This window comes from Bacillus sp. 5w2, assembly GCF_054353775.1.
This window is the reverse complement of the sequence record NZ_JBTIWT010000002.1, coordinates 309,519-326,749: the sequence shown is the minus strand read 5'-3', so window position 1 is coordinate 326,749 and position 17,231 is coordinate 309,519. Positions and strand designations below refer to the sequence as shown.

Sequence of the window (17,231 nt, the reverse complement as noted above, 5' to 3'; positions counted from 1 at the left end):
TTATATACGAATGGAAGTTTTCATTATTTCGTATTACCTTTTCCTTACTCATGAATAACAAATGCCGCACCTTTTCGAATCTTCTTTTTTTCAAATAGGGAAATCTCCTTTACTTCTGGCAGCGGTAAAAAATGCTTTTCAAGCTCCATCTCCGCGAGCTTAAACGCCTGTTCTTCACTTTGAGCAACGACAACAATCGGAACAATACTATTTACTAACACAGCTTCAAATCGATATAAATCCATATTGTCCCTCCTAAGACGCTATTACTTCTTCTAGCACGTTATTTAACGCTATTTGTAATGTCTCTACACCAACACGGCCGACAAAATCATAAAACGTTTCAGCTGGTAATTTATTCTCTTTGAAATAACTTATAAATGATGCAAGTACATCAGGTAGATCCTCGCCATCTATTTTTCCTTTTAACTTTTGATTATAAGCACCACCATCTAACAACGTTCCACCTACATATATTTCAAATGCCTCAACAATTCCTTTTTCCTTCGTTTTCATTTTCACCCCTTGTAATCCAATGTCAGCAATTTGACGTTGACCACATGAATTCGGGCATCCTACCATATGAATACGAACCGGAACATCGAGTGCAATTTGTGTATCTAAGTATTCGGCGATTTTTCGCAATCTTTCTTTCGTTTCTACTAAAGCAAGATTGCAATATTCAATACCAGTACAAGAAACCGCATGACCAATAAACGATTTCGGACTTGCTGATATTGCTTCAAACAACGGCTCATTTAGTAAACCCGTCACATTTTTTGGCGGAACATTCGGAATAATGAAGTTTTGCGAATTACATGTACGAATTTGTCCATTTCCATACTGCTTAGCAATTCTTGCAATCTCAAACATTTCTTCTGCATGCAGACGTCCTACCGGCACATTAAAACCTACATATTTTAGTCCATCTTGTTTTTGGTCTTGGACACCATAGAAGTATCCCGCATTCCAACCTTTGAGAGCACTTTCCCCTTTACTTTGCAATGGTCCTGTATACTCTATTAGTTTCTCTTTAAACTTCTCTGCTCCCCAGTCTGCAACAAGAAATTTCAAACGGGCTAAATGACGTTTTTCACGATATCCAAAATCACGGAATATTGTAGCAATCGCAATCGCTACCGTCTTTACTTCTTCTGGTAAAACAAATACATCTAATTCATCAGCTAAGTATGGACGAGCTGATAATCCACCGCCTACTTTTATATGAAAACCAACTTTTTCCTCACCATCTATCTCTTTCTTTGCAGGTGTAAATGCAACACAGTTAATCTCTGCATTTGCTGAGTTATAAATGTTAGAACTAATAGACATTTTAAATTTACGTGGTAAGTTAGAAAACTCTTCATTATGTTGGAAGTAGTCATATACTTCTTTCACAATACCAGTTGTATCCAACAGTTCATTCGCATCAATACCCGCAAGTGGATTCCCTGTAATATTACGCGTTATATCACCACACGCTCCAGCTGAAGATAACCCCACTCGCGCTAACCTTTTAAAAATATCTGGAATTTGATGAATTTCTAACCAGTGAAACTGAATCGCCTGTCTTGTCGTAATATCTATTACGTCACGCCCATAATCCTCAGCGATAGAAGCAAGCACTTCTGCCTGTGCATTCGTAATAATCCCTGAAGGAATATTGACACGCATCATAAAATAACCAGCTTCTTTCGGTCTTTGTAAATACAACCCTGCCCATTTAAATGCGTCCCACTCTTCTTTCGGAATAGATTCGAATCCATTTTCAGCATAGTAAGGAATATCATTAAAGATTTCCAAACCATCTTTTTTTAACTTATTTTTCTCAGTCTGATTTAATTTTTCATTGTTAGCCCATACTTTTTCATAACTCATTTTTAAATCCCCCTATATAAAACTACGCTCTTGTAAGTACTTAACAATTTGTTCTGCACATTCTTCAATAGAATACTTATGCGTTTCTACAATTAATTCCGCTTGCTTTGGTTCCTCATACGGTGAATCAACACCTGTAAATTCCTTAATATCACCTTTTCTTGCTTTTTTATAAAGCCCTTTTGGATCACGTTTTTCACACTCTTCAATTGGACATTTTACAAACACTTCTATAAACTCATCTGCAGCTAATAGATCTCTAACTTGTTTTCGATCTACTCGAAATGGTGAAATGAACGCTGTAAGAACAACAGTACCTTGATCTACAAATAGTTTCGCTACTTCGCCAATCCGTCTTATATTCTCCATACGATCACTTTCAGAAAAACCTAAGTCTTTATTTAAACCGTGGCGTATATTGTCTCCATCTAGTACATAGTTTCCAATATTCTTTTCAAATAGTTTACGAGCAACCGCGTTCGCTACCGTAGATTTACCTGAAGCTGATAATCCAGTAAACCAAACTACAAAACTATGATGCCCATTTTTTACTCTTCTCTCATCTTTTGAAACAGATGCTGTATGCCAAGTAATATTCGTATCCATCTCATTCTCTCCCTATTCTGTTACTACTTCTTTTTTCAAACCTTTAATTAGTACTTCCACTACTTCTTTACGACTAAATGTACTTGGCGGAACCTCACCGTTTCTTAATAGTTCTCTTACTTTCGTACCAGATAAAATGACATGATCTTCTTTTCCGTGCGGGCATGTTTTCGTCGAAGCCATCGCTTCACATTTCGTGCAGTAAAAACTATGTTCAAAAAATAACGGTGTAATCCCTAACTCTTCCACTGTAAAGTTTGTAAAAATTTCTTGCGCTTCATAAGTACCGTAATAATCTCCTACCCCTGCATGATCGCGCCCTACAATAAAGTGCGTGCATCCAAAATTCTTTCTGACTAATGCATGAAATATCGCTTCCCTCGGTCCTGCGTAACGCATTGCTGCAGGAAATACACTTAAAAAGACACGCTCTTTCGGATAATAATTTTGAAGTAATACTTCATAGCTTTCCATCCTTACATCAGCAGGAATATCGTCCGACTTCGTTTCCCCAACGAGTGGATTTAAAAAGAGGCCATCTACAATTTCAAGAGCAGATTTTTGAATATATTCATGGGCACGATGCACCGGATTTCTCGTTTGGAATCCAACTACTGTTTTCCAACCACGTTTTTTAAATTCTTCTCTCGTTTCAATTGGATCTAAATGATAAGAAGGAAACGGATTATTTTCAAAACGTTTCGTAAGAATAGTTGCTCCTCCAACGTAAACGTTCGGTCTTTCGTATAATTTTTTCACTCCAGGATGAGCCTCATCCGTCGTTTTATACACTAGTAACGCTTCTTTTTCCTTATCTGGTACAAAAATATCTTCTATTTGAATGACACCATATACATTTCCACCGTTAACAAGTTTTACTTCCTCTCCAGCTTTTAGAGTCTCTGCTACTTCTTCTGTTACTGGTAATGTAATTGGTATACTCCATACGCCCCCATTAGCTAAACGAAGCGTTTCTACGACCGAATCATAATCTTTCTTTCCTAAAAAACCAGTAAGAGGGCTATATCCCCCTGTCGCTAATAGCTCTAAATCACTTAATGCAATGTTATCTAGCTGAATTTCTTTTTCAATTTGTGATACGTCGTATGTCTCGTCTACACGATTTATTAATTTGTTTACTGTACTCATTTTTCTATACCCTCTCTTAGCTTTATTTTCAAATTCATCTTATTGGTAATGAAGACCACATTCAGTTTTCACTTTCCCGGCCCATCTACCATCTCTCGAATCGCCACCCTCTCCTACAGGTAACGTACATTTCTCACACCCAATACTTGGATATCCAACATCATGCAATGGGTTATACGGCAAGCTATGTTTGTATACATATCGCCATACCTCTTTCCACGTCCAATGAATGAGCGGACAAACTTTAATAGATTGAAAGCGATGATCTTGATTTATAAACTTTGTATGCTTACGCGTTTCTGATTGTTCCCTCCTTAAGCCCGATATCCATGCTTTTTCCGCTGCTAATGATTTTTCTAACGGTAAAATTTTTCTAATTTTACAACAAAGATTCGGATTACTTTCCCATAATTTCTCACCATGCAGCTTCGCTTGTTCATCAAGTGTAAGTTCTGGCTGTTTTTCTATAATATTTAATGAAGGAAATCGTCCCCGCACTTTTTGAATTAATTCATACGTTTCTTGAAAATGAACATTTGTATCTAAAAATACAACTTTAGCAGATGGATTTACTTGGTTTATAAGATGCAGTAATACCATACCTTCTACTCCAAAGCTACATGCGTATACGATTTCATCTTTATACTCTTTATAAGCCCAACTTAAAACTGACAACGCGCCTTTCGTTTCATCTTCTTCCGAAAATGAAATGCCATTTTCATCCCACGTTTCATACGTCAACATGTTTTTTCCCCCTGTAAAAGCAAAAAGACGGTTTTAACCTCATAAAATAGGTTAAAACCGCCTCTAGTTTTTCTAGTCAGCGCTTTTTTTACTTTAAACGTACTTTTTCACTTTTCTCTAATTGAATGACTTTCCCATCTTGCACAACAATTGTAATTGAACCATATTTCATATCAGCAAGCATCGCTTGAATTTTCTCAGATACTTCCTCAAAATGTTCCCGTACGCTCACGCGAACAGCCCCCCTTTTTTATTCATAAAAAAAATCTTTCCCATTTCGAAAAGACTGTTCGGTAATATATTTTACCTTATCTTTCAAAATGGATTCCATTTTGCTGGATTTAGCACCTTGCTTTCTATAAGCAGGTTGCCGAGCTTCGTTGGGCCAGTTCCCTCCGCTTCTCTTGATAAGCTTTGTATTTGTATTTTATCACAATTCTGATTTTTTTCAATCCTAGTTTTCCGATATATTTTATTTATTTTATACCACCATTTAGAGGCCGTACAATTCTTACCTCAAAATCCAGCAAGAGAAAAGTGCCTTGCTGCCTGTAAACGCCCAATTGATGGGGACTAATAATTAGTGGGGAATGCCCACACTGATTATAGTTTCACTTTATAAAAAAGGAATTGCCCCTCAGAACAACTCCCTTTCCTTACTTAAACAAGTTCTTTAATACGTATGCGATCGTTCCCAATAATATTTTCATATGTTTCACGCTCTACAACAATTTGTGATGTTCCGCCTTTCGCGAAGACGACAGCCGGTCTACGAATCCGATTATAATTATTTGCCATCGAGTACCCATATGCCCCTGTACAAGAAATCGCTAGTAAATCGGCAGAAGCCACTTTCGGTAGAGTAATATCCCAAATCAACATATCTCCACTCTCACAGCACTTCCCAGCAATCGAAACGATTTCCGCATTCTCATCATTCCCTCGATTCGCTAACATCGCTTCATAACGAGCGTTATATAAAGCTGGTCTTAAATTATCAGTCATCCCACCATCCACTGATACATATTTCCGAATACCAGGAATGTCTTTCACAGATCCGACTGTATAAATTGTCGTTCCAGCATCACCTACAATACTACGGCCTGGCTCAACCCATATTTCTGGCAATGGATAATTACATACTGTAAATTGTTCTCTCACTGCATTTGTTACAGCTCGCACATATGTCTCAAGAGTTAATGGTGTATCTGACTCTGTGTAGCGTATTCCGAATCCTCCGCCCACATTTAGCACTTTTACTACATAGTTCGTTCGCTCTCTCACTTCTTCTAAAAATTGATGAAGAACTTCAATCGCTCGAACAAATCCAGCCGTTTCAAATATTTGCGATCCGATATGTGAATGAATTCCTAACACATTATAATTTGATTTTTGTAAAGCAAGTTCAATTGCTTGCATCGCTTGACCATTCGAAACGCCAAATCCAAATTTCGAATCATCTTGACCTGTTGTAATATATTCATGTGTGTGCGCCTCTACTCCAGGCGTTACACGAACTAATATGTTCACAAATTTCCCGTGTTGCACTGCTAAATCATGCAAAATTTCTAATTCCAAGAAATTATCTACGACAAAACAACCAACATTAGCCTGAAGAGCCATCACGATTTCTTCTTCTGTTTTATTATTGCCGTGAAAATGAATACGCGATGCTGGAAATCCTGCTTGAAGCGCAGTATATAATTCTCCTCCAGAAACAACATCTAATGACATATTTTCTTCACGAGCTACTCGGCACATCTCCATGCACAAGAACGCCTTGCTTGCATATGCTACTTGATAAGAGAAACCACTTTCTTTAAAAGCACGATGAAACGCGCGGCACTTTCCTCGAATAGACTCTTCATCGTATACATAAAGTGGTGTGCCGTATTGTTTTGCTAGCTGCGTCGTATCGCACCCTCCAATTTCTAAGTGTCCTTGCCCATTGATTCGGCTCGTGCCGTGTAAATACATTTGAATTCCTCCCTTATTTCCTCTAAAACTCATAACCCCAATCTTCTATTCATTGCAGCACGCTTTTAGATAGACAAAAAACGCGCGGAACAATGTTCACACGCGTTTCTTATTAGGAAAAATATATATTGAAAAAATAAACGAGTTGTTATCTCCTCAAAATAAGAAACCGCATCAACATCTCCAAATAGCTCTCCATAAAATAAATCTTATGACAGTACTACATTTATTCAATGCAGTCCCAATATATGAATAAGATGGTTATTCTTATATTTCGGCAATAGTCCCTTTCAACCTATGATCACAGATTCCATTAAATCTCCCATAGCTTACTCTTTCCTATCGCGGCCTCTACCTTTGAGAGTAGATGAGGTAAGTCTATTTAATTTTCAAACATCTAATTGTTGCTATTAACAATACCAAAGGACCATTTTATTTGTCAAACAATTTTTTATATTGTTTTTTTACAGTTTAGTTTTGTATCATCTGGTAAGCGCTTTACTAAAATCTTTGTCACTTCCCATTCGCCTTCTTCGTTATTAAATATAATCGTTACCTTCTCAAATGGTGGAGCAATTTTCCCAGCAACTCGTTCATACTTCGTCACTTCAATACTCGCTTGAAATAAATATGTACCGCTATACACTTTTTTTAAACTAATAATTTTAGGGCATTGATAAGGCTTCAAACTCCCATATTGTTTTTCAATCGCTTTATTTATTTTCGGAAATAAAACAGAATAAAGGGCATCTTCCATAAGAGGTGCATCATATTGGGCTACTGACACACTCGGTGAAGCAAAAAGTATAACACTACTGCATACTATAAAATATAATAATTTTCGCATTATAACCTCCGTATTATTACACGATTCTTTCTGCGCACGATAATTATCATACATAGAAACTCCGTTTTATTGTCTCCCTCTGCCCTTTTTCTACTCAATTATTATAAAAAAGCCCACAACTCTCTTTTATTTTCGTATAATGATACTCATAGTATAATAAACATAATAACAAAGGACTGTTCGTATATATAAAATGAGGCGCTAATCAAACCGGCCCACAAGAACTGTCATGCTTTTAGGAGAGGAGTATATTATGCTACAACGTCTGTTTCCAAAACTGCGATTCGCACTCATTGCAGTCGTTTTATTATGGATAAAAACATATATTGTGTACAAGCTAGCATTTGATATTAAAATTGATAATTTCTTTGAAGAATTTATGCTTTTTATTAATCCGCTAGCTGCGTTACTTTTATTTTTCGGTTTTGCTTTATTCGCATCTAAGCACCGAAACAGAATTATAATTGGAATCAGTTTTATACTGTCCTTTATTTTATTTGGAAATGCAATGTTTTATGGGTTTTATAACGATTTCGTTACGTTCCCAGTTTTATTCCAAACAAATAATATGGCTGATTTAGGGACGAGTATAAAAGAACTCTTTACGTATAAAACATTACTTTTATTTGCAGATGCAATTATTTTAATGTTTCTTTCGCGTAAATTTCCGGCATTTTGTGACAAGACGCCGCTTTCTCGCTCTGAGAAGCGAACTTTCTTTAGCGGTGTAACAGCTTTATTAGCACTACAAATTGTTGTTTCAGTTATTTATAAACCACAAATGTTCTCACGCTCATTTGATCGTCAAACAGTCGTGAAAAATTTAGGTTTATACACATATCATCTATTTGATATTACACTTCAATCTAAATCTTCGGCTGAACGTGTATTTGCAAGTGGTGACGGGTTCTCTGAAATTAAAAACTATACAGACTCAAAAGATAAGCAAGTTGATAAAAACTTATTTGGAGCTGCAAAAGGTAAAAATGTAATTTTGATTTCAATGGAATCTACACAAAGTTTTGTTATTAATAAAAAAATAAATGGAAAAGAAATCACTCCATTTTTAAATGAATTTATTAAAGATAGTTTTTATTTCGATAACTTCTATCATCAAACGGGACAAGGTAAAACTTCTGATGCTGAATTTATCGTTGAAAATTCACTTTATCCGTTAGACCGCGGTTCTGTATTCTTTACTCACGCAACAAATGAATATACAGCTACACCAGAGCAATTAAAAAAATACGGATATTCTTCTGCTGTCTTCCATTCAAACGATAAAACGTTTTGGAATCGTGATGTAATGTATCCTGCACTTGGATATGATCGTTACTTTAATTTAAATGATTACACAGGTACAGAACAAATGTCTGTCGGCTGGGGATTAAAAGATAAAGAGTTCTTTGAACAATCTATGCCAAAGCTAAAATCTTTACCGCAACCGTTCTATACAAAATTTATTACTTTAACAAACCATTTTCCGTTTCTTCTAAATCCAGAAGATCAATATGTTGATGAGTTTAATTCGGAAAGTGGTGTTGTAAACCGCTACTTCCCAACCGTTCGTTACACGGATGAAGCTCTTAAATTATTTATTAAACAATTAAAAGACGAAGGACTGTATGATAATTCTGTTATTGTCATTTATGGAGATCATTACGGCATTTCTGAAAACCATAACGCAGCAATGGCTCAGTTCCTTGGGAAAGACGCTATTACACCGTTTGATTCTATGCAATTACAACGCGTCCCTCTCATTATTCATGTACCTGGTCAAGAAGGAAAAATCATTTCTAAAGTATCTGGTCAAATTGATATTAAACCAACGCTACTTCATTTACTTGGTATTAAAACAAATCAATCCGTTGAATTTGGAACTGACTTATTTATTAAAGAAGAAAACCCACTTATGGTAATGCGTGATGGTAGCTTCGTTTCGGAAGATTATGTTTATACAAAGAACATGTGCTATAAACGAAATACAGGTGAAGAAGCAGACATTTCATTATGTCAACCGAATATTGAAAAAGCAAAAACTGAATTGAAACTCTCCGACAAACTCATTTATGGAGATTTATTACGTTTCGATCCTAACAATCGATATAAAACCGGAACAATGACAACGAAATTTGAGTAGTGCAAGAAGCAACTTTTATAAAAGTTGCTTCTTTTTTTACTTATTTCCCCAATCATTTCGCTATGAAATCTTTCACAAATTGGGAATTTCTTTCGTATGAGGAAGAAATTTATGGTATGATAAAATAAGTAAAATTTCATACACTAATTAAGAATTTATTACAGAAAGCAAGGGATCAGATTTTGTATAGAGCAGCTATTCCAAACTTATTTACGCTCGGAAATTTATATAGTGGATTCTTGTCAATCGGCTATGCATCTTTAGGATATTATAAATCAGCTGCTATTTTAGTACTTATCGGGATGATGTTAGATAGTCTTGATGGGCGTGTTGCTCGTTTATTACGTGTTGATTCACAAATGGGTAAAGAGCTTGACTCGCTTGCGGATGTCGTAACATTTGGTGCAGCACCTGCTGTTCTCATGTATTACACATCTTTCTCCAATTATGGAATCATCGGACTATACATAGCGGGACTATTCCCTCTTTTCGGAGCATATCGCTTAGCACGATTTAATGTAACACCATCTTCTACTTCAATGAAATATTTCACTGGGGTACCGATTACAGCAGCGGGAGGGCTTGTTGCTTTCTTAACATTATTTTCACATACCATTCCAAAAATCGTTCTTATTACAGTATTTGTAACGTTCGCATTTTTAATGGTGAGTCGTATTCGTATCCCGAGTTTAAAAGATGTACCAATTCCACGATATAGCATCATTATTACACTATTTTTAGTTGGGATCATTATCACAATGTACCAAACAGGGTTCGGTAATTTTTCTGTTTTCTTATTCATTGCTATTCCACTATATATTTTGTATATGCTATCTCAATTTCTTAGACAAAGACCATCTAAAAGAGCCAATAAAGAAAAATAAGAAAAACCTTCCGATTCCGGAAGGTTTCTTTTTATTTTGTAACTACTGCTTTTTGATTTACAGGTGTTACAGGCTCTTCACCGTTTAATACGGCTAAAATATTTCTTACTGCCATTTCAGCCATCGCATCACGCGTTTCGAATGTTGCATTTCCTACGTGAGGAGCAAGTACTACATTCTTTAATCCTTTTAGGTCTTCTGTAATCTTCGGTTCAAATTCAAACACGTCAAGAGCTGCTCCTTCAATTTCATTTGTTTTTAATGCATGAGCAAGTGCCGCTTCATTCATAATTGGTCCACGTGAAGCATTTACAATATACGCTGTTTTCTTCATCATTTTAAACTGTTCTTCATCAATCATATGATGCAATGTCGGATTATAAGCACAGTTAATTGTAATAAAATCTGCTGTTTGTAGTAATTCTTCCAATGTTACATATGTTGCTTCCAGTTCACTTTCAGCTTCAGGCTTTCGATTTGGTCCTGTATATAAAACTTTCATTCCAAACGCTTTTGCACGCTTTGCAACTGCCTTTCCGATTTCTCCAAGGCCAATAATTCCAATTGTCTTACCATGTACTTCGCGGCCTAAGAAAAATAATGGTGCCCATCCGTTAAATCCAATTGTACGACATAGCGTATCACCTTCAGGAATTCTACGTGCCGCTGCTAAAAGAAGAGCAAATGTTAATTCTGCAGTGGCTTCAGTTGATACTTTCGGTGTATTCGATACTATAATTCCTTTTTCGCCCGCATACGTGTAATCAATATTATCGTAACCAGCACCATAGTTTGCAACAATCTTTAAATTAGGTGCCGCATCAATAACTTCTTTTGTTACTTTTGTAGAAAGTAGGCTTAACAATGCATCTTTATCTTGTACACGCTCTGTTAATTCATCTAAAGAAATTAACGCCTCTTTATCGTACATTTCTACATCATGATCTTTTAATAGTTCTAATCCGATTGATGGAATTTTTCCTGCTACTAATATTTTCGCCACTACTAACACCTCTTCTATAAAAATAAGATATCTCTTATCTTTCATTGTAAGAAATCCACATATAAAAACCAAGGAATTTGATTATAGTTTTGAAAATCGACACTTTTCCATTAAAAAAGAGGAGATGCAAGTCTCCCCTCTTTTTACGCTTTTTCTTGCGATTCTTTTCCAAGCTTCACATCAATTGTTCCCTCTGCAACTGTATCGCTAATTTGCTCCTCAATAACTGACTGAGCGGTATTCGTTGTTTCAGAAGTATACGATTGTTGCTCTGCACCTTGTACATTTTGTTTCTTTTGTTGTTTTTCCATTTCTTACCCTCCTTTTTATTCTTTCTTATTTTGAACAAAAAGAAGGGTTTTCATCAAAAAATCATGTTCATTTTGAAATTGTTACTTCTTCTAGTAATCTCATCGTTCTTACTCGTTTCGTAAATGTAGCTATGTGAGTAATATCATGATTACGTAATGTCTTCATATTCTCTTCCACGTATTTTCCTAAATCATTCGGATAATGGGCATCTGAGGAGAGAGTAATCGGAACCTCATGCTTAGCTAATACTTGTAAATATAGCGGACTCGGACACATTTCGTGCACAGGATAGCGATAGTACAATCCCGCATTTATTTCCGTTGCCGTATTTGTTTCTACTAACGCACGCGCAATTTCCTTATAATAAGAAAGTTGTTCATTCTCATCTAACCGATAATTAAATACTTTTATGTTATCAAGATGAGCTATAATATCAAATAACCCAGAGTGAACTGCACACTCAACCGTTTTGAAAAACGTATCATATAAAGCGTATAAGTCATGTTCCTCAAAATATTCTTTCGTATCTGGATTATCAAATCCCCAGCCATTCAAAAAATGAACAGAACCAATTACATAATCAAAATCTCCTAATGCCAGTAAAGATTGTAATTCTTGTTCACCACCAATAAAATAATCCGCTTCAATTCCAAGTTTAAGCGTAACGCCTCTTTTACTCCATCTTTCTTTCGCCTCTTCAATTGCTTTTGTAAAATCATATAGTGACGCTATCCTTACTTGGTCTAACCATTCCTTCTGTAAACGTCCCAGCTTGGAATCACTAATATCGACATATTTTTCATAGTATTCTTTTGCTTCATAAAAACGGTATAAATGATCGACAATACCAACTTCTTTTATACCTTTTCGCAGCGCTTCTTCTAAATATAGATCAATCCATTTCGTTGTAAACGGCCCTTCTTTCACACGTTTTTGCAGGCGTTCTTGTGTTTTCACAAGCCATTCCATAGAATGTTTTTTTTCTTTAAGCGGTTCATATTGTTGTAGGGCTTCATTTATTTTAGCTAGCCATCCTATTGAATATGGTCCTTCTTCTAAATGAATGTGATAATCCACCTTCATCTACATTTCCCCCTTATAAAGTATCTATTTCTCTTCTGTCCCCTACTCTCGAAAGCTTCCCATTTCTTTCTGTCACTTCCTCCATAATATCTTCTAACGATATATTTTTTTCGGCTAATAAAACGAAGCAGTGATACAATACATCTACCATTTCTTTCACTAATTCTTCTTTGTCATTATTTTTAGATGCGATAATTACTTCCGTGCATTCTTCACCAATTTTCTTTAAAATTTTATCTTCTCCCTTTGAAAATAAGTAATTTGTATACGATTCAGGAAGTGGATTTTCCTTTCGTTCTTCAATTGTTTCAAATAATAATTTAAAGGCATTTTCCATATGTATCCCCCTATATAATTTTGTAGTGAAAACATGTTTTCTCTCCCGTATGACAAGCAGGTCCCACTTGCTTTACGACAACAACGATTGAATCTTGATCACAATCTAAATAAAGAGATTGCACATATTGGACATTTCCTGATGTTTCTCCTTTATTCCATAACGATTGTCTTGAACGAGAATAAAACCATGTTCTTTTCGTTTCTAGCGTTTTTTCATATGCTTCTTCATTCATATAAGCTAACATTAAAACTTCTTTTGTCCCTTCTTCAATTACAACTGCTGGTAGTAATCCTTTTGAAAAGTTAGGTTTCATAACCGCACCTCAACGTTTTCATTTCTTAATTTTCTCTTTACATCCTGCACTGTCGCCTCACAATAATGAAAAATGGATGCTGCAAGTGCTGCATCAACTGTTGTCTTTTGAAAAACTTCTATGATGTGATCAGCATGACCACATCCACCTGACGCGATGACTGGTACGGAAACACCGTTTGAAATTTCTTCTGTTAAACGAAGATCATATCCGTTTTTCGTTCCATCGGCATCCATACTCGTTAACAAAATTTCACCTGCCCCTAGCTCGGTAACACGCTTTGCCCACCCGATTGCATCCATTCCCGTATCAACTCTTCCGCCGTTCACATATACATTCCACTTATCTTCTGCTACTTTTCTAGCATCAATTGCTACGACAATACATTGTGATCCAAAGTGTTCTGCCCCTTCTTCAATTAGCTTTGGATTTCGCACTGCCGCTGAGTTGATTGAAACTTTATCTGCTCCGGCTCTTAGTAAATTGTACATATCTTTAACACTTGAAACCCCTCCTCCAACTGTAAGAGGAATAAATACTTTTGAAGCTGTTTTTTCTACAACATCTATAATCGTTTTTCTTCCTTCATACGTTGCCGTAATATCTAAAAATACAATTTCATCTGCTCCCGCATCATTATATAAAGCAGCTATTTCAACAGGATCACCGACGTCTTGTAATCCTATAAAATTTACCCCCTTTACGACTCGCCCTTCTTTCACATCTAGACATGGAATAATGCGTTTCGCTAACATAACTTTGTTACCTCTAACACTTCTTCTAAATCAATCGTTTTCTCGTAAAGAGCCTTACCAATTATGACGCCGTATATATTCATATCATTTAATTTTTTCACATCTTGTATAGATGCCACTCCTCCAGAAACAACAAGACGAATGCCCACGCTTTTTTGTAGTAACTCTAATTGCTCTACATTCGGCCCTGCAAGTGTCCCGTCTTTCGAAATGTCTGTAAACACAATCGTTTGAACACCTACATTCTCCATTTGCTTTGCTAAATCAATGTAAGAAATTTCAGATATATCAAGCCAGCCTCTCGTTGCTACGAAACCATTTTTCGCATCAATTCCAACAATGATTTTTTCTTTATATAGAAGAACTGCTTCTTCTAAAAATGTCCTATCATAAAGAGCAGATGTTCCTAAAATCACTTTATCTACACCTACTGACAATAACTTCTCTACCGCTACAAGTGATCGAATTCCTCCTCCAACTTGCACTGGAATACATACTTCCTTGCAAATCCTTTCAATAACGGACAAATTTACTGACTCTCCAGCAATTGCACCATCTAAATCAACAATGTGTAGTGTTTTCGCGCCCAATTTTTCGAATATAATCGCTTGCGCAACTGGATCTTCATTCATTACTGTTTCTTTACTAAACTCTCCTTGATACAGTCTAACGCATCGTCCTTCTTTTAAATCGATAGCTGGGAAGATCTCCATGCTTCTACCACCCCTTTGAAATTTTTCAACATTTGCATTCCAATGTCACCACTTTTTTCAGGATGAAACTGTGCGCCGTATATATTTCCTTTTGCTACAAAACCAGGTACTTTCACTCCATATTCACTTATCCCATACACAATCTTATTTGGACAATCTGCATAATAAGAATGGACATAATATACATAAGAACCATCTTCTACTCCATTCCAAAGCGCTATTTCCCCCTCTTTCTTTAACTCATTCCATCCCATATGTGGAATTTTATAAGGAACCTTTAACTTTCGAATCACACCTGGTAATAAACTTAATCCGTTACAGTCTTGTAGTTCCTCACTTTTTTCAAATAAAAGCTGCATTCCTAAGCAAATGCCAAGAAGCGGTTTTCCTGAACGCCCGACCTCTTTTAACACACAAGCTAAATCTTTTTCTTCCAATACATCCATCGCTTTTGGAAATGCACCTACTCCTGGTAAAATCACTCCATCACTTCTAAGAATCTCTTCTTTATCACTCGTTACGATGTACTCTGCTCCAATATATTTTAATGCTTGTTCTACACTACGAATATTTCCCATTCCATAATCTATAATGGCAATCAATTACAACATCCCTTTCGTTGAATTTACACCAGTAATGTTGGCATTTCTTTCGACTGCTTCTCTAAGCGCTCTACCAAACGCTTTAAATAACGCTTCAATTTTGTGATGTGTATTGCTTCCGTATAAAATGCGAGCATGTAATGTAATATTGGCAGCATGAGCGACTGCCCTAAAAAATTCTTCTGTTAGTTCTGTATCAAAATCCCCTAGCTTCGGATTCGTTAATTCTCCTTGAAATACAATATATGAGCGCCCGCTAATATCAATTGCGACAAAACCTAAAGATTCATCCATCGGTACATATGCTGAGCCGTACCTGTTAATCCCCTCTTTATTTTGCAATGCTTCTTTCAAACAATTTCCGAGTACAATTCCAACATCTTCAACTGTATGATGCGCATCAACGAATACATCACCTTCCGCCTCCACTTGTAAACCGAATCTTCCATGCCGTGCAAATAAAGTTAGCATATGATCAAAAAATCCAACTCCCGTTTGTACAGAAACGCTCTTGCCTTGATCAAGCTGCAAACTTAATTTTATTTTTGTTTCTGTCGTCTCACGTATTTGACTGGACTCACGCATTATTCTTCCTCCTCAAATCTTATTTGAATTGCTCTCGCATGTGCATGTAATCCTTCTTTATTGGCAAGTTCTACAATATGATGTTGTACATCTCTTAACGCTTCCTCCGTATAAGACAGAAAGCTTGATTTTTTTACGAAATCATCGACTGATAGCGGTGAGAAAAACCTTGCCGTTCCACTTGTCGGTAACACATGATTCGGCCCTGCTAAATAATCACCTAGCGGTTCCGGTGCATATGGTCCCAGAAAGATAGATCCTGCATGTTTCACATAAGCTAGAGCATTCATCGGTTCTTTTATATGTAACTCTAAATGTTCTGGAGCGATTTCATTCGATAATTGTAGTGCCTCATCTAAAGAAGGAACGATAAAAATAGCTCCATTTCTATTTATCGATTCACGTGCAATTTCGCTTCTTGGTAATGTTTCTAACTGTCTTTCTATCTCTTTTTCTACTTCTTTTGCTAACTCTATATTCGTTGTAATACAAATTGCCGTTGCTCTCTCGTCATGTTCTGCTTGTGATAATAAATCAGCAGCGATATATTTTGCATTGCCGGTTTCATCAGCAATAACTACAATTTCTGACGGTCCAGCAATCATATCAATATTTACGATTCCGTATACTTCTCGTTTCGCCAGAGCGACGTACAAATTTCCTGGTCCAACTATTTTATCCACTTTCGGAATCGATTCCGTCCCATATGCTAAAGCAGCAATTGCTTGCGCACCACCTATCGTATAAATTTCATCTACTCCTGCAAGGCTTGCAGCCGCTAATATATGAGGATCCATTCCCCCTTGCCTTGGTGGTGTCACCATTACAATCTTTTTCACACCAGCGAGTTTTGCTGGCAATACATTCATTAATACTGACGAAGGATACGAAGCAGTTCCGCCTGGCACATATACACCTACATTTTCTAACGGCCGAATGATTTGTCCTCTAATGATGCCTTCACTCACGCAATCGAATATGGATTGCCTTTTTTGCTTTTCGTGATACGAAATAATGTTTTTCTTCGCCTCTTGTAACGCTTCTAAAAATGAATTCTCTACAAACGTACTCGCTTGTTTTATTTCTTCTTCACTTACACGAAACTCTTTCATCTCCACACCATCAAACTTTTTTGTATAAAAAGATAGGGCCTCATCCCTACTCTCCCTCACATTTTGAACGATTTCACTTACACTTCTTTGAACAGTTTCTTCTATTATATTGGCGTTTTCTCGTAGCAATTTTATTTTTGATAGCGCCTGTTGAAAATCTTCACAAACTATCTCCATTACAAGTCCCC

The 17,231-nt window shown here is 36.4% G+C and carries 20 protein-coding genes and 2 riboswitches; of the genes, 2 read left to right on the top strand and 18 right to left on the bottom strand.

Going from position 1 to position 17,231, the window contains the following annotated elements:
• Nucleotides 1–44: 44 nt before the first annotated feature.
• The 8 genes from ACXY7N_RS05980 to ACXY7N_RS05945 all read right to left on the bottom strand — a co-directional run bounded on the left by ACXY7N_RS05980 (nt 45) and on the right by ACXY7N_RS05945 (nt 7,201).
• Nucleotides 45–245 carry a DUF3906 family protein gene (locus ACXY7N_RS05980; protein ID WP_000366917.1) on the bottom strand — a complete coding sequence of 67 codons (201 nt, stop codon included), beginning with the start codon at nt 243–245 and terminating at the stop codon, nt 45–47.
• Between the two features lie 10 nt (nt 246–255).
• Nucleotides 256–1,878, bottom strand: coding sequence for a nitrite/sulfite reductase (locus ACXY7N_RS05975; protein ID WP_016133982.1), 1,623 nt, complete (start codon nt 1,876–1,878; stop codon nt 256–258).
• Between the two features lie 12 nt (nt 1,879–1,890).
• Complete coding sequence (gene cysC, locus ACXY7N_RS05970; RefSeq protein ID WP_016133981.1) at nt 1,891–2,484, bottom strand: adenylyl-sulfate kinase; 594 nt, start codon at nt 2,482–2,484, stop codon at nt 1,891–1,893.
• 12 nt (nt 2,485–2,496) lie between these two features.
• The gene (gene sat / locus ACXY7N_RS05965) at nt 2,497–3,633 is read right to left on the bottom strand and encodes a sulfate adenylyltransferase (protein ID WP_488592325.1); all 1,137 of its coding nucleotides are present in this window, start codon (nt 3,631–3,633) and stop codon (nt 2,497–2,499) included.
• Between the two features lie 39 nt (nt 3,634–3,672).
• A complete protein-coding gene (locus ACXY7N_RS05960) occupies nt 3,673–4,377 on the bottom strand; it encodes a phosphoadenylyl-sulfate reductase (RefSeq protein WP_016133979.1) in 705 nt (234 codons plus the stop codon).
• Nucleotides 4,378–4,465: 88 nt separating this feature from the next.
• Nucleotides 4,466–4,609, bottom strand: coding sequence for a YezD family protein (locus tag ACXY7N_RS05955; protein ID WP_000116163.1), 144 nt, complete (start codon nt 4,607–4,609; stop codon nt 4,466–4,468).
• A 73-nt stretch (nt 4,610–4,682) separates the two neighbouring features.
• A riboswitch (SAM riboswitch) is annotated at nt 4,683–4,791 on the bottom strand.
• Nucleotides 4,792–5,037: 246 nt separating this feature from the next.
• On the bottom strand, nt 5,038–6,354 hold the full coding sequence (gene lysA / locus ACXY7N_RS05950) for a diaminopimelate decarboxylase (protein WP_016133978.1): 1,317 nt from the start codon (nt 6,352–6,354) through the stop codon (nt 5,038–5,040).
• A gap of 180 nt (nt 6,355–6,534) precedes the next feature.
• A riboswitch (Lysine riboswitch) is annotated at nt 6,535–6,716 on the bottom strand.
• A gap of 89 nt (nt 6,717–6,805) precedes the next feature.
• Nucleotides 6,806–7,201, bottom strand: a complete 396-nt coding sequence (locus ACXY7N_RS05945) for a DUF3888 domain-containing protein (RefSeq protein WP_033659649.1) — start codon at nt 7,199–7,201, stop codon at nt 6,806–6,808.
• 253 nt (nt 7,202–7,454) lie between these two features.
• Here ACXY7N_RS05945 and ACXY7N_RS05940 point away from each other — a divergent pair, with 253 nt between their 5' ends.
• Together ACXY7N_RS05940 and pssA are read left to right on the top strand one after the other, a co-directional pair.
• Nucleotides 7,455–9,341, top strand: coding sequence for an LTA synthase family protein (locus ACXY7N_RS05940; protein WP_016133977.1), 1,887 nt, complete (start codon nt 7,455–7,457; stop codon nt 9,339–9,341).
• Between the two features lie 182 nt (nt 9,342–9,523).
• Nucleotides 9,524–10,225: a CDP-diacylglycerol--serine O-phosphatidyltransferase gene (gene pssA / locus ACXY7N_RS05935; protein ID WP_000285422.1), complete on the top strand. Its 702-nt coding sequence runs from the start codon at nt 9,524–9,526 to the stop codon at nt 10,223–10,225.
• Between the two features lie 31 nt (nt 10,226–10,256).
• Here the strand turns inward: pssA and ACXY7N_RS05930 are convergent, their stop codons facing one another.
• The 10 genes from ACXY7N_RS05930 to hisD all read right to left on the bottom strand — a co-directional run bounded on the left by ACXY7N_RS05930 (nt 10,257) and on the right by hisD (nt 17,220).
• Nucleotides 10,257–11,228 carry an NAD(P)-dependent oxidoreductase gene (locus tag ACXY7N_RS05930; RefSeq protein ID WP_033659648.1) on the bottom strand — a complete coding sequence of 324 codons (972 nt, stop codon included), beginning with the start codon at nt 11,226–11,228 and terminating at the stop codon, nt 10,257–10,259.
• Nucleotides 11,229–11,371: 143 nt separating this feature from the next.
• Nucleotides 11,372–11,539, bottom strand: a complete 168-nt coding sequence (locus tag ACXY7N_RS05925) for a DUF4025 domain-containing protein (protein WP_016088715.1) — start codon at nt 11,537–11,539, stop codon at nt 11,372–11,374.
• A gap of 67 nt (nt 11,540–11,606) precedes the next feature.
• On the bottom strand, nt 11,607–12,623 hold the full coding sequence (locus ACXY7N_RS05920) for a histidinol phosphate phosphatase domain-containing protein (protein WP_088083470.1): 1,017 nt from the start codon (nt 12,621–12,623) through the stop codon (nt 11,607–11,609).
• A 13-nt stretch (nt 12,624–12,636) separates the two neighbouring features.
• On the bottom strand, nt 12,637–12,960 hold the full coding sequence (gene hisI, locus ACXY7N_RS05915) for a phosphoribosyl-ATP pyrophosphatase (protein ID WP_016088717.1): 324 nt from the start codon (nt 12,958–12,960) through the stop codon (nt 12,637–12,639).
• 10 nt (nt 12,961–12,970) lie between these two features.
• Nucleotides 12,971–13,276, bottom strand: coding sequence for a phosphoribosyl-AMP cyclohydrolase (gene hisI / locus ACXY7N_RS05910; protein WP_016088718.1), 306 nt, complete (start codon nt 13,274–13,276; stop codon nt 12,971–12,973).
• Nucleotides 13,273–14,031, bottom strand: a complete 759-nt coding sequence (hisF, locus tag ACXY7N_RS05905; protein ID WP_488592324.1) for an imidazoleglycerol phosphate synthase cyclase subunit — start codon at nt 14,029–14,031, stop codon at nt 13,273–13,275. Before hisF ends, hisI (ACXY7N_RS05910) begins: the two co-directional genes overlap by 4 nt.
• Nucleotides 14,025–14,744, bottom strand: coding sequence for a 1-(5-phosphoribosyl)-5-[(5-phosphoribosylamino)methylideneamino]imidazole-4-carboxamide isomerase (hisA, locus tag ACXY7N_RS05900; RefSeq protein ID WP_488592323.1), 720 nt, complete (start codon nt 14,742–14,744; stop codon nt 14,025–14,027). The genes hisF and hisA overlap by 7 nt, the downstream gene beginning before the upstream one ends.
• Nucleotides 14,717–15,346 (bottom strand): imidazole glycerol phosphate synthase subunit HisH, encoded by a 630-nt coding sequence (gene hisH / locus ACXY7N_RS05895; RefSeq protein ID WP_016133972.1) that lies wholly within the window; start codon nt 15,344–15,346, stop codon nt 14,717–14,719. Before hisH ends, hisA begins: the two co-directional genes overlap by 28 nt.
• Nucleotides 15,347–15,931 (bottom strand): imidazoleglycerol-phosphate dehydratase HisB, encoded by a 585-nt coding sequence (hisB, locus tag ACXY7N_RS05890; RefSeq protein ID WP_488592322.1) that lies wholly within the window; start codon nt 15,929–15,931, stop codon nt 15,347–15,349.
• Entirely contained in the window at nt 15,931–17,220 is a 1,290-nt protein-coding gene (hisD, locus tag ACXY7N_RS05885; RefSeq protein WP_016133970.1) for a histidinol dehydrogenase, read from the bottom strand. The genes hisB and hisD overlap by 1 nt, the downstream gene beginning before the upstream one ends.
• Nucleotides 17,221–17,231 lie beyond the last annotated feature (11 nt).

What these genes read in the sequence shown, in the direction of transcription:
- ACXY7N_RS05975 (WP_016133982.1), bottom strand. Translation starts at nt 1,878, where the DNA reads ATGAGTTATGAAAAAGTATGGGCTAACAATGAAAAATTAAATCAGACT.
- hisI (WP_016088717.1), bottom strand. Translation starts at nt 12,960, where the DNA reads ATGGAAAATGCCTTTAAATTATTATTTGAAACAATTGAAGAACGAAAG.
- ACXY7N_RS05945 (WP_033659649.1), bottom strand. Translation starts at nt 7,201, where the DNA reads ATGCGAAAATTATTATATTTTATAGTATGCAGTAGTGTTATACTTTTT.
- ACXY7N_RS05960 (WP_016133979.1), bottom strand. Translation starts at nt 4,377, where the DNA reads ATGTTGACGTATGAAACGTGGGATGAAAATGGCATTTCATTTTCGGAA.
- hisF (WP_488592324.1), bottom strand. Translation starts at nt 14,031, where the DNA reads ATGTTAGCGAAACGCATTATTCCATGTCTAGATGTGAAAGAAGGGCGA.
- ACXY7N_RS05940 (WP_016133977.1), top strand. Translation starts at nt 7,455, where the DNA reads ATGCTACAACGTCTGTTTCCAAAACTGCGATTCGCACTCATTGCAGTC.
- ACXY7N_RS05925 (WP_016088715.1), bottom strand. Translation starts at nt 11,539, where the DNA reads ATGGAAAAACAACAAAAGAAACAAAATGTACAAGGTGCAGAGCAACAA.
- hisA (WP_488592323.1), bottom strand. Translation starts at nt 14,744, where the DNA reads ATGGAGATCTTCCCAGCTATCGATTTAAAAGAAGGACGATGCGTTAGA.
- ACXY7N_RS05980 (WP_000366917.1), bottom strand. Translation starts at nt 245, where the DNA reads ATGGATTTATATCGATTTGAAGCTGTGTTAGTAAATAGTATTGTTCCG.
- sat (WP_488592325.1), bottom strand. Translation starts at nt 3,633, where the DNA reads ATGAGTACAGTAAACAAATTAATAAATCGTGTAGACGAGACATACGAC.
- cysC (WP_016133981.1), bottom strand. Translation starts at nt 2,484, where the DNA reads ATGGATACGAATATTACTTGGCATACAGCATCTGTTTCAAAAGATGAG.
- hisB (WP_488592322.1), bottom strand. Translation starts at nt 15,931, where the DNA reads ATGCGTGAGTCCAGTCAAATACGTGAGACGACAGAAACAAAAATAAAA.
- lysA (WP_016133978.1), bottom strand. Translation starts at nt 6,354, where the DNA reads ATGTATTTACACGGCACGAGCCGAATCAATGGGCAAGGACACTTAGAA.
- hisD (WP_016133970.1), bottom strand. Translation starts at nt 17,220, where the DNA reads ATGGAGATAGTTTGTGAAGATTTTCAACAGGCGCTATCAAAAATAAAA.
- ACXY7N_RS05920 (WP_088083470.1), bottom strand. Translation starts at nt 12,623, where the DNA reads ATGAAGGTGGATTATCACATTCATTTAGAAGAAGGACCATATTCAATA.
- hisI (WP_016088718.1), bottom strand. Translation starts at nt 13,276, where the DNA reads ATGAAACCTAACTTTTCAAAAGGATTACTACCAGCAGTTGTAATTGAA.